Source organism: Mariniflexile sp. AS56 (assembly GCF_030552475.1).
Taxonomy (GTDB): Bacteria; Bacteroidota; Bacteroidia; order Flavobacteriales; family Flavobacteriaceae; genus Mariniflexile.
This window is the reverse complement of record NZ_JAUPED010000027.1, coordinates 14,682-28,928: the sequence shown is the minus strand read 5'-3', so window position 1 is coordinate 28,928 and position 14,247 is coordinate 14,682. Positions and strand designations below refer to the sequence as shown.

The following is a 14,247-nucleotide window of genomic DNA, read 5'->3' as shown; positions in this document are numbered from 1 at the left end:
TATATTTGAAAACAGGATTAAACTATAAATAATCTAACCCTGAAATTTTGAACTTACACAGATTTTAGGATAGTGTCTTTTAAAATTATCATAACTTAATTCTTGCCAATTTTTAGAATACAGTTCCTGTTTATATTCACAATATTTTTTATCGACCAAGAATTTTCTTTTATCACTTAAATGATGCTTTTCAATATAATTTTTTAAAATGAAGGTGTTGTTGTTTGATAGGTTTATTAAATAATTAAAATCAACCGTTTGTGCATAATTTAAGTTGTAGAATGTCATGTAGCTATCCCAATTAACAGTGCATGAAACTATCAAAATAGTAAAAGCTGTTAATGAGTTAACTCGAATTAGGTACCAAAAGTTTTTTAATTGATTTACTTTAATAAAAGTAGTAACTAAGCCTATGGTTGTTAACAATAAATAGATGAGAACACCAATTCGTTTATAGGTAAAACCAAAATTGAAAATATATTGACAATCTTTAATAATGATGTTTATTACCAGAAAGGCATTGAGTGTAATCCAAGCATATGCCAGTCTTTTAAGGTTTTTATTCCCTTTGAAGAAATTTAAATCACCCCTAAAAAAGTAAAGTATAATTATTATAGCGATGACTATAGAAGCGATTAATGCATTGATACCATTATGAACTTGATTGGAAAAAGAAGCAGCACTATTGTTGTATGACGTTAATAAATAGGTGACATCGGTAATTAGGAAAAAGACAATAAGTACATTTAGAAGTAAGATTAGAGTTAGACCAAGTTGGTTCTCTTTTTTTATGTTTTCAATTGAAAAATCACTTTTATTTTGAAGTGTGTTCGAGGTGTTTAAATCGATTTGTGTAGCGAGATTAATAGTAATAGGAGTTGAAATGTTATAGAGTAAATAGTAACCAAGTGATGCAAATAATATCCATTGTAGATTAATGAAACTGAAATCAATTTGTGAAATGAGGTTATTAAATACAGGGTTTCCGTTTTTATAAAGAAAAATAAATGCGATAACGACAACTAGTGGGATTCCAACAATTTTTATCCAGTGCATGTAATCAATATCAGCTTTATTAGTTGCTTCTTCTTCGGTTACTATTTTGTTGAATTGACGATCAAATAACCCTGCAGCGATAGTGTAGAACCCATTTAACCAATTTATATATATGGAAGATTTGTGTTGTGAAACATGACCAACTAAGGTGAAGAATGCTACACAATTGGCTAGGATGCTTAGGTTGGAGTTGTAAAGGAAAACAGCGAGCGCTGTTATTAGGTAAAGTAAACTAAAGCCTATAGTGCTTTTCTGCTTAAAAGCATTCTTATTGTAAATAGCTAAAACCGATATGGTAACAAGGCTAAATAGTGTTAAATTAAGACCTATGGCTTGTTTGTAGAAAAAGGCGCTGAATAAAAGGGCTCCAATAAATAGTGATATTTTTTTCATACGTGCAAAATAAAAGTACTTTGTATTTCAAAGTAAAAGGTTAAAAAAAATGTTTTTCTTTTTGTCAAGTCCTAGAAGGAGGGAAACTAGTGTTTGTTTATTAATTTTTCAAGGGCGTCAATATGCTTTTTAAATTCTAATGCGCCTAATGGTGTTGTACTGTAACGGGTGTTTGGTTTTCTTCCAATAAATTGTTTTTCAACTTTTATGTATTCTGCAGTTTCCAAAGCTTTGGTGTGGCTTGCTAAATTGCCATCGGTTACTTCTAAAAGTTCTTTAAGCATATTAAAATCGGCATATTCATTCACCATTAAAATAGACATGATACCTAATCTAATGCGGTGATCGAATACTTTATTTATGTTGTTAATAATGCTCAAAATGCTTGTTGTTGGTTGATGCGTTTATAAACTAAAAACTTCTATGAGATACCATTCCCTAATTTACGTCATACCTAAAATGCATCCAAGTCCCGTAAATAATATGCAATATACCAAAACCTAGAACCCAAAGCCAAAAACCATAACCAGGAAATAGGGCAGCGGTTAGACCTAAAATAATTTCGGCATACCCTAAATATCTAATATCTCCTATACTATATTTTGATGCGTTAATTAGAGCGAGTCCGTAAAAAATAAGCATTAAAGCGCTTGCTTGTCCGTATTTATGTTGATTTAAAATAATTAGGATATACAGGCCTCCAGCGACTAAAGGAATTAAAAAATTAAGAACCAATCGTTTTGAAGTGGTATCCCAGATTTTAGAACCGTGTTTCTTTGCCTTTTTGGTGGTTAAAATGATGCCTGTAACAATACTCAAGGCGGCCACCAAAACAAGATCTAAAAGTACCCAGTTAAATATTTTTCCATCTAGCATTAAGGTACCGTAGCTAAAATTCATTACTAAATAATAAGCCACAGCAGCTCCAATAAGGGCGTATGCCCCAGCCATGATACCTGATAGGCCACTTAAGGAAATTAAGCGCGACGATTTATTCATTAAATGTTTAATCTCGCTAATGTCTTTTAAATAATCTTTAGAATCCATATTAAAGTACTTTGAAATACAAAGTAAATAAATTTTAATGAATAACGCATTGTAAAATTTTGTTAATTTTGATAAGAATTATTTTCAAGCCGAAAACATGAAACCTGTAGACGACTATTTTTTAAATCAGAAAGAACCATACCAATCCATCATGCTTTATGTGCGAAGTGTTATATTGAACACGCTTCCAGAAGTAGAAGAGCGGTACAGTTATAAAATTCCGTTTTATAATTGCCACAAAAAGCCTATGATTTATATGAATGTTTTAAAAGGTACTGATTATGTAGATGTTGCTTTTGTACAAGGTATTCTGTTAGAAAACCAGTTCCCTATATTAAAAGATGCAAATAACCGCAAGCAAGTACGTTCTATTCAGCTAAAAACATTAGAAGATTTAGATCATGACAATTTTGTAGCGCTACTACATGAAGCATCGCGTGTACTTAGTAAAAGTAAAAAGGCTTGGTTTATTTAAAGCACTATTTTTCTATCATTCCCGTTAAGACGGTAATCTAAATTTTAAAAATGCCACCAAAGGCAATAATACGCTGTATATATGTAAAATGTTGTGAAGCACTTTCAGCCGTATTGCTGGTTGTTCTAATATCGGGCATGTTAATGTATCCACCTTTTAAATCTAATTGTATAAAAAAGTGCTTAAAAAAGGTCATGTTAAGTCCGGCATTAATAGACACGCCATAACCTGCTAAATGGAATTCATCATAACGCTCTTTTTCAAGTAAAGTCGTGTTGGTTTTTGGGTATAAAATACCGCCACCAATACCTTCGGTAATGTTAATTTGAAATACATCGGTGTTTGAAAGGTTGAATAGTGATGAAATATCATCTACACGAGCAATTTCAGCAAACACGTAATTTAAACCATTGGTGTGTTCGAACTTTAAAAAATCGTCTGAAATAAAAAAATCTTGATTGTTATAAGTCCCATTGTAAGTTGAACCAGATTCACTTAAAGGCAAGTTAATATAACCATCAACTACCTTTGTTAAGTTCTCTTGCATTACGTATTTCATGTGGTCTATACCTAATGAAACGGTGTAGTGATCTGAAATAAAATAACCAGCCTTAAAATTTGTTTGCGGAATGGTCATTCTAGAAGGGGTAATATAATCGATATGCCAACCTTTAGGTTTGTCTTTTGCAGAGGCATCTTTTATGGTGAAATCGTAATTATCACCTTTAAAACGAATGTCCGATTTTGAAAAACTTTCTCTATTACCACCCCAGCTTACAAAGAATTTCCCTTTGTTGGAGGCGGTATATTTTACAGTTTCAGAATCTTGAGCTATAAGGTTAAGTGAAAGCAATAAAAGGAGTATGCCTACTAGAGGTTTAAGTGTCATGTTGAGTATTTTGTACTTGATTATAGTGTGTTTACCACTTTTCTAATAGCAACTAGGTTGGTAAGTAGTTTTTCTAAATTATCTAAATGTAGCATGTTGGCTCCATCACTTTTTGCATTTGCTGGGTCGAAATGCGTTTCAATAAATAAACCATCTACATTATTTACAATACCAGCGCGGGCAATAGTTTCAATCATATCGGGTCTACCACCTGTTACGCCAGCAATTTGATTTGGTTGTTGTAACGAGTGTGTCACATCTAAAACCGTTGGTGCATATTGGCGCATGGTTGGGATGCCACGAAAATCGACAATCATATCTTGATAGCCAAACATGGTACCACGATCGGTTATCCAAGCGTTTTTGTTCCCCGAATCGTATACTTTTTGCACCGCATGTTTCATGGCTTCAGGGCTCATGAATTGTCCTTTTTTAAGGTTTATAACTTTACCTGTTTGAGCAGCGGCAACCACTAAGTCGGTTTGGCGTACTAAAAAAGCAGGAATTTGCAAGACGTCTACATATTGTGCAGCTAGATGTGCATCGCTAATTTCGTGAATATCGGTTACGGTTGGAACATCAAAAGTTTCTGATACTTTTTTTAGAATGTTCAACGCCTTTTCGTCTCCAATACCAGTGAAACTATCTACACGGCTACGGTTTGCTTTTTTAAAGCTGCCTTTAAACACGTAAGGAATTTCTAATTTATTGGTAATGGTTATCACCTTTTCAGCTATTCGTAGGGCCATATCTTCGCTTTCAATAGCGCAGGGACCGCACAATAAGAAAAAATTGTTCGAATTGGTGTGTTTTATTTTTGGGATATCTTGAAGATTCATGATCGAAATTTTAATGCTGCAAAGATAAGATTATTGATTAACATAAATGATTACTTTTTAAATTGAAAGGAATGAATTTGGCTGATTGCTGCATTAGCGATAGAAATGGCATTCTTTTTTGTGAGCGTTTACGCGCACAAAAAAGGATATAATGGATAGCGCGAGCCTTTGTGGCTTAATTACTTAGCTTAAAATTGGCCTAAAAATTTTATAGCCACAAAGGGTAATGCCCAAAAAAAGAATAATGTATTAATTATTCCATAATTTATAGTTACCTTTGCACGCTTAAAATAAGGCACTATTATGGCTAATATTAAAAACATTGCAATTATTGCACACGTAGATCACGGTAAAACTACCTTGGTTGATAAAATTATGTATCACTGTCAATTATTCCGTGAAAACGAGAATACTGGTGATTTAATTCTTGATAACAATGATTTAGAGCGCGAAAGAGGTATCACAATTACTTCTAAAAACGTTTCGGTTATTTATAAGGATACAAAAATCAATATTATTGATACTCCTGGTCACGCCGATTTTGGTGGTGAAGTAGAGCGTGTACTTAATATGGCAGATGGTGTGTTATTATTGGTTGATGCTTTTGAAGGGCCCATGCCACAAACACGTTTTGTATTACAAAAAGCAATCGATTTAGGTTTAAAACCTTGCGTTGTTGTAAACAAAGTAGATAAAGAAAACTGTACTCCAGAAGAAGTACATGAAAAAGTTTTCGACTTAATGTTTGAATTAGGTGCTGAAGAATGGCAGTTAGATTTCCCAACCGTTTATGGTTCGGCTAAAAATAACTGGATGAGTGATGATTGGAAAAACCAAACTGACAATATCGAACCTTTATTGGATATGGTTATTGAGCATATACCTGCGCCAAAAATTCCAGAAGGTAACACACAAATGTTAATTACATCTTTAGACTTTTCATCTTTTACAGGACGAATTGCTATTGGTCGTTTAACAAGAGGTGAGTTAAAAGTTGGACAAAACATCTCTTTAGTGAGACGTGATGGTTCAATAGTTAAGAATAGAATAAAGGAACTACATATTTTTGAAGGACTAGGTCGTATCAAAGTAGAAGAAGTTCAAACAGGTGATATTTGTGCTATTGTTGGTTTAGATGGTTTTGAAATTGGCGATACTGTTGCTGATTTTGAAAATCCTGAAGGCTTAAAAACAATTGCTATTGATGAGCCTACTATGAGTATGTTGTTTACTATTAATGATTCACCTTTCTTCGGAAAAGATGGAAAGTTTGTAACATCTAGACATATTAAAGATCGTTTGGCTAAAGAACTTGAGAAAAACTTAGCACTTCGTTTAGGAGAAACTGGTAGTGCTGATAAATTTATGGTTTTTGGTCGTGGTGTATTACACTTATCTGTTTTAATTGAAACGATGCGTCGTGAAGGCTATGAGTTACAAATTGGACAGCCACAAGTAATCATTAAAGAAATTGATGGTGTTAAATGTGAGCCAATTGAAGAGTTAAGAATTGACCTTCCAGAAAATGTATCTGGTAGAGCCGTAGAGTTTGTAACTTTACGTAAAGGTGAAATGCTTTCTATGGAAGCAAAAGGAGACCGTATGGTTTGCGAATTTTTAATTCCTTCTCGTGGTATTATTGGTTTACGTAACCAATTATTAACTGCAACAGCAGGTGAGGCTATTATGGCACACCGTTTTAAAGAATACCAACCGTTGAAAGGAGTAATTCCTGGACGTATTTCAGGATCTTTAGTATCTATGGAAAACGGTACGGCTATTCCTTATTCAATTGATAAATTACAAGATAGAGGTAAGTTTTTTGTTGAACCAGGTGAAAGTATTTATGAAGGTCAAGTAATTGGTGAGAACTCTCGTCAAGATGATATGGCAGTAAATATTACTAAAATGAAAAAACAAAGTAACGTACGTTCTTCTGGAGCAGATGATAAGGCTAAAATTATACCAGCTATTAAATTCTCATTAGAAGAAGCTTTGGAATACATTCAAAAAGATGAATACGTTGAAGTAACACCAAACTTCTTACGTATCCGTAAAATATATTTATCTGAAACAGATAGAAAGCGTTTCAAATTTTAATACATGGAATTCTTAGGAATTTCATATATAGAGTGGATTGGATATGCTGCCATGGCAACAGTTTTAATTTCATTCTTAATGAAATCAGTTAATAAATTACGAATAGTAAACTCCTTTGGATGTTTACTATTCGTGTTTTATGGCTTTATGTTAGAGCCTTTATCAAAACCAATCATTATTACCAACACGGCTATTTTCTTCATAAATAGTTATTACCTATTAAAAAAGCACTAATCAGTATTTTTTATAGATAAAATCCTACATATTATAATTGTATTTGTATTACGAAGTTAAATGATTTTGTATATTTGATTTTTTGCTAAATAGTGTTAGGGAATAAAATGATTCTTAAAGCGTTTATCAATAAGATTTTAGTACTATTATAATAAGTAAACCTACAGTGCTTGAAAAAAATAATCGATTATATAAATACGAATGTTTTAGTTAAAATCACTTCGTTGCAAGCTGCCTCCGTATTAACTAGAATAATAGCCGGTATTCTTACATCGAAGGCTATTGCTGTTTTTATAGGGCCCACTGGGTTAGCCCTAATAGGAAATCTGCGTAATTTTGTAAGCTCTTTTCAAACCTTGGCTATAGGAGGTCTTTATAGTGGTTCAGTTAAATATATTTCACAATTTAAGGAGGATGCTGTAGAGTTAAGTAAAACGGTTTCTACCTTGTTTTATATTGGTTTTACCTCTACTATTTTAGTATCACTGGGTTGTTATTTTAATGCGCAATTAATTAATGATATTATATTCCCCGATTATAATAATTACGCTAATGTAATTAAAATTTTCGCTATGGTGTTGCCATTTTATTCATTGAATATGTTTTCATTTTCCATAATGAATGGGTTTTCGAAGTATAAGATACTTATCATAATCAATATTATTGGGCAAATATTAAGTGTTTCCATTGCCTTACTTTTAATTTACCAAAATAAGATTAGTGGAGCTTTAATATCGGTAGCTATTGCAGAATCGTTAATATTCTTGATAACGCTAGTAGGTATTATTAACAGACGGTCGTTAGCGCCTCTCATTAAAGTGAACAGTATCAGTTTTAGTTTACTTAAAAAGCTGAGTTCTTATTCATTAATGGCTCTTTTTACAGCGGTTATTATGCCACTTGTCGCTATTGCCATTCGGTCTTATCTTATCGATAATGTTGGGTATAAAGATGCGGGATTTTGGGAAGCCATGACGAGAATATCTAAATACTATTTAATGCTTGTTAGCTCGTTAATGGCTTTATATATTCTACCTAGATTCTCTGAAATTGACGATATAAAAGAGTTTAGAAAAGAAGTGTTCAGTTTTTATAAAACGATTATACCCTTTTTGGTTGTAGGGTTGGTGGTTATTTATTTGTTGAGGTCGTATATCGTACCACTTGTTTTTTCAAATGATTTTAAGCCCGTAGAAGACTTATTCTTATGGCAACTATTAGGCGACTTTGTAAAAGTGCTGTCTATGGTAATTGCGTACCAATTTTTAGCTAAAAAAATGTTTTGGCATTATATTCTTACCGAAGCTTTTTTAGTTGTTATTTTGTATACAACCAGCGTTTATTTTATAGATCTGTATGATAATGTTCAAGGCGCAGTGATGGCTCATTTTGTGAGTTATGTGATGTATTATGGTATTATTTTATTGATATTTGGAAGCTCGCTTTTTGGGGTGGATACGGAGAAGAATTCTAATTAAATTACGTTGAATTGAAAGAAGTTTTAAAGAATATACTTTACAATCAGTTTTTTAAAGTTTTTTCTTTTAACGGCATTATAGTTCTAGGTAAATTATTTACGTCGTTTATTGTTTCTAAGGTTAGTGCTATTTATTTAGGGCCTTCAGGATATGCCATAGTAGGGAATTTAAAAAACCTTCTTCAAGGTGTTCTAGGAGTAACTGCGAATGGCTTTGAGAGTGGATTGATTAAATATATTGCCGAAAACAAACATGATAAGAAGCAATTTAATACCATTGTTTCTTCTGCTTTTACTCTTAGTGTTTGTCTGTCATTAGTGGTTAGTCTCTTATTATTTATATTCTCTAACCAACTTAGTACCTTTATTTTAAAAGACGCAGCTTTAGCTTATGTTTTTAATTATTTGGGAATCCTATTACCGTTAATCTCTCTTAATTTTTTAGTGATTTATATTGTTAATGGCTTACAGAAATTTAAGTTGTACACGGTGCTTGTTAGTATAACAAATGTGTTAAATGCCATTGTTACATTTGTTCTTGTCTATTTTTTTAATTTAGAAGGGGCGTTAATGGCTAGTATATTAATTCCCGTGTGTAGTTTTATTTTAAGTTTATTAATTACAGACGTTCGGTTGTTTCTGGTTGGCGCTTTTGCTAATTTAAAAACGATATCATTACGTTTTATAAAGTCGATTTCAGTCTATATAATTATGGCTATTTACTCGACTATATTATTGAGCTTTAGTTATTTGTTTATTCGAAATAGTATTATTTCTTATATTGATATGAGTACAGCAGGATTATGGGAAGCCATGAATAAATTGTCGAGTTTTTATATGGTTTTTTTCTCGTCGTTATTTACCTTATATCTTTTACCACTTCTGGCATCTAATAAAACCGTTAGTGGTTATATTCAAATAATGAGGACGTATTTTAAATACCTTATTCCTTTTGTTATTGTTTTGTTCTTAGGGATTTTGGTTTTCAGGGTGTTATTAATAAAAATATTTTTGACTAATGAGTTTTTGATAGTTGAGCGATTTTTTTATTTACAGTTACTTGGAGATTTTATTAAAATTGTAGCGTTCTCTTTTGCCTACCAGTTTCATGCTAAGAAAATGATAATTCCTTATTTCGTTTCAGACGCCATACTATATGTTTCTTTTTATTTATTTAGTATGTATTGGATGGAGTATTATAATCTTAAAGGGGTATTTTATGCTTATATTGTAAGCACATTATTGTATTTAATTACAGTATGTCTTTTTGTATTTTTAAACCGAACAAAGTATTTAGAAAGTGAATCACAAGCCATATAAGTTTTTATTGTTTTTTTTAATTCCTATACTGTTAAAGTACCTATTTCTTGCTTTTTTTATTGATTTAAGTTTAATAGAAGGCAGTGATATTTTAGAGGATCTATTTTTCTTTTTTGCTACAGTCACCATTCTATACACTAACATTTTTAATAAACAATTTTTTATTGATGCTATATGTATTTTTTATGTAGGGTATTTTGCTTTAGAAACAACGTCTTATATGGCTGTTTCCTCAAATTTCACCTCGTCTTATATGTTCTTGTTAATTGAGTCCAACCAGCAGGAACTAAGTGAATTTACGGGATCATATATAAGTGTTAAGATACTTTTGTTTTTGGCCTTAATGGTTGTTACGTTTTTTGTTCTTAGAAAGAAGCGTTTTAACATAATTAATTCAAAAAGAGCTATTATTGGAATTTTGTCCTTTTTAGGAATTATAGCGGTATTGAAGTTCACAGGTTTAATTGAAAATAATGCTTTTCATAATATAGTACGAGGTACTTATGGTTATTTTGATTTGCAAAAGAGTGTTAAATTTAATGTCAATATTTTAAAAGAAGACATTCAAGTTAGTAGTGATAATGACGTTTTAGTTGTGGTCTTAGGAGAATCTACAACAAGTAAACACATGCAACTTTATGGATATAATCGTGAAACTACCCCGCTTTTAAACACATTGAAAGACAGTTTGTTAGTGTATGACAATGTTATTTCTACCGATGTTTTTACGTTGAAATCGGTTCCTAAAATATTAACATCCTTGGATGCTAGTAGTGATAAAAGTACAACAACCAATCTTATTGAAATTTTTAATAAAGCAGGTTATAAAACCTTCTGGCTGTCTAATCAAAGGCCTATTAGTTATCACGATAATGCTATTAGTAAAATAGCATCAGCGTCTTACGAATTTAAATTTTATAATCATAAGATAGATAAAAGTACCACAACCCTTGACGAAATAATTTTCCCTGATTATCGTCAAATACTCAGTAAACCAGGAAAAAAAGTCGTTTTTATTAGATTAATTGGTACCCATTTTGATTATAACAAGCGTTACCCAAAAGCTTACAATAAGTTTTTAAGTAATACTAACTCAACTAAAAAAGAAACAATTATTAATTATTATGATAATGCTGTTTTATATAACGATTTCATAGTGTATTCTCTTATTAAAGAACTTAAAAATACTCATGAAAAGAGTGCGCTTTTGTACTTGTCTGATCATGGAGAGAATGTTTTTGATGGTACCGATTTTTTTGGTCGCTCTGAAAGTGTATTAACAAAAAGCATGTTTGAAATTCCTTTTTTTGTGTGGGTTTCTGATGAATTTCAGCTACCTGAAAATTTTGAATATAAGGCGGATAGAGCTTTTATGGCAGACCATACATATGAAAGTATCGGACACCTTTTTGGAGTGAAATACAAAGACATGGATGTGCAGAAAAGTATATTTAGTAATACATTTAAAAAGCGAAAAAGAAAAGTGATAGATAATATAGATTTCGATACTTATTTTTTAGAGAAAAATGATTAAAAAAGTATGTTTACTTACTGATAGTTTAAGTAATGGAGGTGCTGAAAAAATGGTGTCTAATTTGTCCATTTCTTTATTTGAAAAGGGTTATGATATAACTGTAGTTTCTATGATAGATACTATAGTTTATCCTTATAAAGGTTCGTTGTATAACTTTGGGGAAATAAAAAGCAAGAATTTATTATTATCGTTTCTTAAGTTTAAAAGGTTTTTTAAAACCCAGCAGTTTGATATTATTTTAGACCATAGGGTAAGGTCAAATTTTATGAAAGAGTTAATCTTTTCTAAAACAATTTTTAAAAATGAGAATGTAATTTATAATATACATCATTTCAATTTAAAACTTTATTTTCCTTTGGTAAATGTGCCTTGGCTTTCAAAATTCACATTTGTTAGAAACCGAGAAATTATAGCTGTAAGCAAAGAAATTCAAAATGAAATTAGAGAAAAGTTTCATTTAGAAAGCGTCGTGATTTATAACTATGCTTTGATTGATCTGCTAGGAATTAATGGTGATTTTGATAATTCAGCTAGTTCAAATTATATTATTAGTGTAGGAAGGCTAACAGATGTAAAGCAGTTTAATGTTTTAATCAATAGTTATAAAAATTCTGACTTATATAAACATGATATCAATCTGTTAATTTTAGGTGAAGGTAGTGAAAGGGCTAATTTAGAAAAGCTTATTAAAGATTTAGATTTAGGCGCATTTGTTGAATTAATTGGTTTTAAAAGTAATGCATTAGCTTACATAAAAAAAGCAAAGGCTTTGGTGTTAGCTAGCAAATCTGAAGGGTTTCCTATGGTACTCATAGAGGCCTTATCTCTTAAAACGCCTTTAGTGTCTTATGATTGTAAAAGCGGTCCTTCAGAAATAATTATACATGAAGAAAACGGTTTGTTAGTGGATAATCAAAATACTACTAAGTTAACAGAAGCTCTAAATAAACTGTTACTAGACGATGCTTTTTATGAAAAAATAACCAGTAATTTAAGTACATACGATAATCCATTCACAGAAAAGAAAAGCATTCAGAAATGGGTGAATTTATTCGAAAGATTCAATTAGTTATGAGCCTTTATTTTTTTGGCTTAAAAATGAAAAGGGCATTCATGTTGAATTTGTTTTTTATAAAAAATAATGCTTTAACTATTGGGTTAGGTAAATAAAGTAATGTTTTTTGAACCCAGTTTAAATTGGTCATTTCAATATCCTGAATTAGAATCTTACTTAGTTTAATATTGGAAGCAAGTTTGAAATTTATAGCTAAGGAAAACCGGTTGTAGTCCATATATTTTTTTAAATCCGGGTATTTTTCTTCAATATTTGTGTAATTGAAAACGAACTTTGGAATATTTTTTTTAAATAAAGCATTTGAAATTCCGTCATCCATAGTTCTGTTATATATGGCGCTAACAGAAGTATTATCCAATGCTACTTCGTATTTAGTGGCTATTCTAATATATAAATCAGTGTCTTGTTCAGAGAAAATTTCAGGATCAAAGTCACCCAGATCATTAAAAATATTTTTTGGGATACAAATTGCCGATACCCATGCAACACAGTTTTGTAAAGAGTGTTTGAAAAATCCTGGAACAATACCTCTAAAATTTTCTGGCAAGCCATTAAAGTGTGCTCTGTGAAAAATAGAACTAGACTTTTGTATTGTGTAACCAGTACAATAAAGTCCGTTGTTAGGGTAGGTGGTTATAAGATTGTAAAGTTGTTCTAAATGGTGGGGTAACCAAAAATCATCAGCATCTATAAGGGCTATGTAATTTGCCGTAGCTTTTTTTATGCCAGAATTTCTAGCACGGGATAATCCTTGATTTGGTTGGTTGTATAGTTTAATTCGAGAATCTTTAAATTTATTAACCGCTTCTACACTTTTATCTGTACTTCCATCATTAATAATTATTATTTCAAAATCACTAAATGTTTGTTTAAGAACACTTTCTAAAGTTGCTTGTACATAGTTTTCTTTGTTGTACAATGGAATTATTATAGAAAAAAAAGGCATTAGTATTTTGTTTTAAGTGAGCAATAAAACCCTAACCTGTAGAAATCAAATAACAATATTGAAGGGTGATTAGAATTAAAATTTCTTATTAATAAAGGTTTTAATAATTGGTAAAACTGTGCGGTAAATTTATCTAATTTTAAAGCATTTAGTTTTTTGTAAATTTTCGATATATTATAATGGGTAATACTTAGTTTATCTTCATCAATTAATTGTATTAAATTCTCAATAGCATACTCTGTTTTTTTTACAAAGGTATTGGCATCATCATCTGCCGCATGAATTACAGGATTATTTATTTTGTGAATTTTGTAATTATTTTCTATAAGATTATTGAAAAATAAAACATCTTCGCAACCGTATTTTTTAATAGATTCATCGAATATATTAGTTTGAAATAGGCTTTTCTTAATTAAAAAATTTGATGAATGTAAGCCATTAGTTGATTCTCTTTTTTTTGTGTAAAGCCAACGTAATTTGTGGTTTTTGTGTAACGGTTTTTTTCCATATGTCATGCCACCAACACTAATTGTTTTGTTTTTAACAGTGATGTAGTTTTTTATGAAGTTTTTTTTAAGAGGAATGGTTCCTGCATCAATGAAAATTAAATAATCGTATTTAGCATCATTACCTAATAGGTTTCTAATCGAACTTCGGCCTATATTTCTTGGTAATTCTTTAAAAAAACAATTTTCTAACAAGTTTATAGATTCATTTTCAATATTTAATATTGAATTTGACCCATCATCATACACTAATATTTCAAAGGCGACTTGACATTTAGAAGCTTGTTCAAAAACGTCTTCAACCAAAGGAACAATGTTATAGTTATATGTTGGAATTAAAATAGAAAGCATCGATG

Annotated in this window: 14 protein-coding genes; 7 read left to right on the top strand and 7 right to left on the bottom strand. The window is 30.9% G+C overall.

From position 1 onward, the window contains the following. Positions 1–33: 33 nt before the first annotated feature. The 3 genes from Q5N74_RS18040 to Q5N74_RS18030 all read right to left on the bottom strand — a co-directional run bounded on the left by Q5N74_RS18040 (position 34) and on the right by Q5N74_RS18030 (position 2,496). A complete protein-coding gene (locus Q5N74_RS18040) occupies positions 34–1,449 on the bottom strand; it encodes a DUF4153 domain-containing protein (RefSeq protein ID WP_304390394.1) in 1,416 nt (471 codons plus the stop codon). 86 nt (positions 1,450–1,535) lie between these two features. Next, entirely contained in the window at positions 1,536–1,829 is a 294-nt protein-coding gene (locus Q5N74_RS18035) for a transcriptional regulator (protein WP_304390393.1), read from the bottom strand. A gap of 58 nt (positions 1,830–1,887) precedes the next feature. Beyond that, complete coding sequence (locus Q5N74_RS18030) at positions 1,888–2,496, bottom strand: hypothetical protein (protein WP_304390392.1); 609 nt, start codon at positions 2,494–2,496, stop codon at positions 1,888–1,890. 97 nt (positions 2,497–2,593) lie between these two features. Here Q5N74_RS18030 and Q5N74_RS18025 point away from each other — a divergent pair, with 97 nt between their 5' ends. Further along, positions 2,594–2,971: a DUF1801 domain-containing protein gene (locus Q5N74_RS18025; RefSeq protein WP_304390391.1), complete on the top strand. Its 378-nt coding sequence runs from the start codon at positions 2,594–2,596 to the stop codon at positions 2,969–2,971. Positions 2,972–3,008: 37 nt separating this feature from the next. Here Q5N74_RS18025 and Q5N74_RS18020 read toward each other — a convergent pair whose 3' ends face one another. Then, the gene (locus Q5N74_RS18020) at positions 3,009–3,860 is read right to left on the bottom strand and encodes a hypothetical protein (protein WP_304390390.1); all 852 of its coding nucleotides are present in this window, start codon (positions 3,858–3,860) and stop codon (positions 3,009–3,011) included. 20 nt (positions 3,861–3,880) lie between these two features. Further along, positions 3,881–4,699 (bottom strand): 3-deoxy-8-phosphooctulonate synthase, encoded by an 819-nt coding sequence (gene kdsA, locus Q5N74_RS18015; RefSeq protein ID WP_304390389.1) that lies wholly within the window; start codon positions 4,697–4,699, stop codon positions 3,881–3,883. A 303-nt stretch (positions 4,700–5,002) separates the two neighbouring features. Between kdsA and typA the strand changes: the two genes are divergently transcribed. From typA to Q5N74_RS17985, 6 genes are all read left to right on the top strand, one after another. Then, positions 5,003–6,799: a translational GTPase TypA gene (typA, locus tag Q5N74_RS18010; protein ID WP_304390388.1), complete on the top strand. Its 1,797-nt coding sequence runs from the start codon at positions 5,003–5,005 to the stop codon at positions 6,797–6,799. 3 nt (positions 6,800–6,802) lie between these two features. Next, positions 6,803–7,033 carry a uroporphyrinogen decarboxylase gene (locus tag Q5N74_RS18005; RefSeq protein ID WP_304390387.1) on the top strand — a complete coding sequence of 77 codons (231 nt, stop codon included), beginning with the start codon at positions 6,803–6,805 and terminating at the stop codon, positions 7,031–7,033. A 170-nt stretch (positions 7,034–7,203) separates the two neighbouring features. Beyond that, positions 7,204–8,511, top strand: coding sequence for an O-antigen translocase (locus Q5N74_RS18000; RefSeq protein ID WP_304390386.1), 1,308 nt, complete (start codon positions 7,204–7,206; stop codon positions 8,509–8,511). A gap of 11 nt (positions 8,512–8,522) precedes the next feature. Beyond that, the gene (locus tag Q5N74_RS17995) at positions 8,523–9,830 is read left to right on the top strand and encodes an oligosaccharide flippase family protein (RefSeq protein WP_304390385.1); all 1,308 of its coding nucleotides are present in this window, start codon (positions 8,523–8,525) and stop codon (positions 9,828–9,830) included. Further along, a complete protein-coding gene (locus tag Q5N74_RS17990; protein ID WP_304390384.1) occupies positions 9,811–11,364 on the top strand; it encodes a phosphoethanolamine transferase in 1,554 nt (517 codons plus the stop codon). The genes Q5N74_RS17995 and Q5N74_RS17990 overlap by 20 nt, the downstream gene beginning before the upstream one ends. Continuing rightward, entirely contained in the window at positions 11,357–12,433 is a 1,077-nt protein-coding gene (locus Q5N74_RS17985) for a glycosyltransferase (protein ID WP_304390383.1), read from the top strand. The genes Q5N74_RS17990 and Q5N74_RS17985 overlap by 8 nt, the downstream gene beginning before the upstream one ends. A 10-nt stretch (positions 12,434–12,443) precedes the next feature. Here the strand turns inward: Q5N74_RS17985 and Q5N74_RS17980 are convergent, their stop codons facing one another. Together Q5N74_RS17980 and Q5N74_RS17975 are read right to left on the bottom strand one after the other, a co-directional pair. After that, on the bottom strand, positions 12,444–13,385 hold the full coding sequence (locus Q5N74_RS17980; protein WP_304390382.1) for a glycosyltransferase family 2 protein: 942 nt from the start codon (positions 13,383–13,385) through the stop codon (positions 12,444–12,446). Continuing rightward, on the bottom strand, positions 13,385–14,242 hold the full coding sequence (locus Q5N74_RS17975; RefSeq protein WP_304390381.1) for a glycosyltransferase: 858 nt from the start codon (positions 14,240–14,242) through the stop codon (positions 13,385–13,387). Before Q5N74_RS17975 ends, Q5N74_RS17980 begins: the two co-directional genes overlap by 1 nt. Between the last annotated feature and the right edge of the window lie 5 nt (positions 14,243–14,247).

Bases quoted from the DNA above. Each gene is read 5' to 3' on its own strand.
- Q5N74_RS18040 (WP_304390394.1), bottom strand. From the start codon at position 1,449: ATGAAAAAAATATCACTATTTATTGGAGCCCTTTTATTCAGCGCCTTT.
- Q5N74_RS18030 (WP_304390392.1), bottom strand. From the start codon at position 2,496: ATGGATTCTAAAGATTATTTAAAAGACATTAGCGAGATTAAACATTTA.
- Q5N74_RS18025 (WP_304390391.1), top strand. From the start codon at position 2,594: ATGAAACCTGTAGACGACTATTTTTTAAATCAGAAAGAACCATACCAA.
- Q5N74_RS18020 (WP_304390390.1), bottom strand. From the start codon at position 3,860: ATGACACTTAAACCTCTAGTAGGCATACTCCTTTTATTGCTTTCACTT.
- kdsA (WP_304390389.1), bottom strand. From the start codon at position 4,699: ATGAATCTTCAAGATATCCCAAAAATAAAACACACCAATTCGAACAAT.
- typA (WP_304390388.1), top strand. From the start codon at position 5,003: ATGGCTAATATTAAAAACATTGCAATTATTGCACACGTAGATCACGGT.
- Q5N74_RS18005 (WP_304390387.1), top strand. From the start codon at position 6,803: ATGGAATTCTTAGGAATTTCATATATAGAGTGGATTGGATATGCTGCC.
- Q5N74_RS17985 (WP_304390383.1), top strand. From the start codon at position 11,357: ATGATTAAAAAAGTATGTTTACTTACTGATAGTTTAAGTAATGGAGGT.
- Q5N74_RS17980 (WP_304390382.1), bottom strand. From the start codon at position 13,385: ATGCCTTTTTTTTCTATAATAATTCCATTGTACAACAAAGAAAACTAT.
- Q5N74_RS17975 (WP_304390381.1), bottom strand. From the start codon at position 14,242: ATGCTTTCTATTTTAATTCCAACATATAACTATAACATTGTTCCTTTG.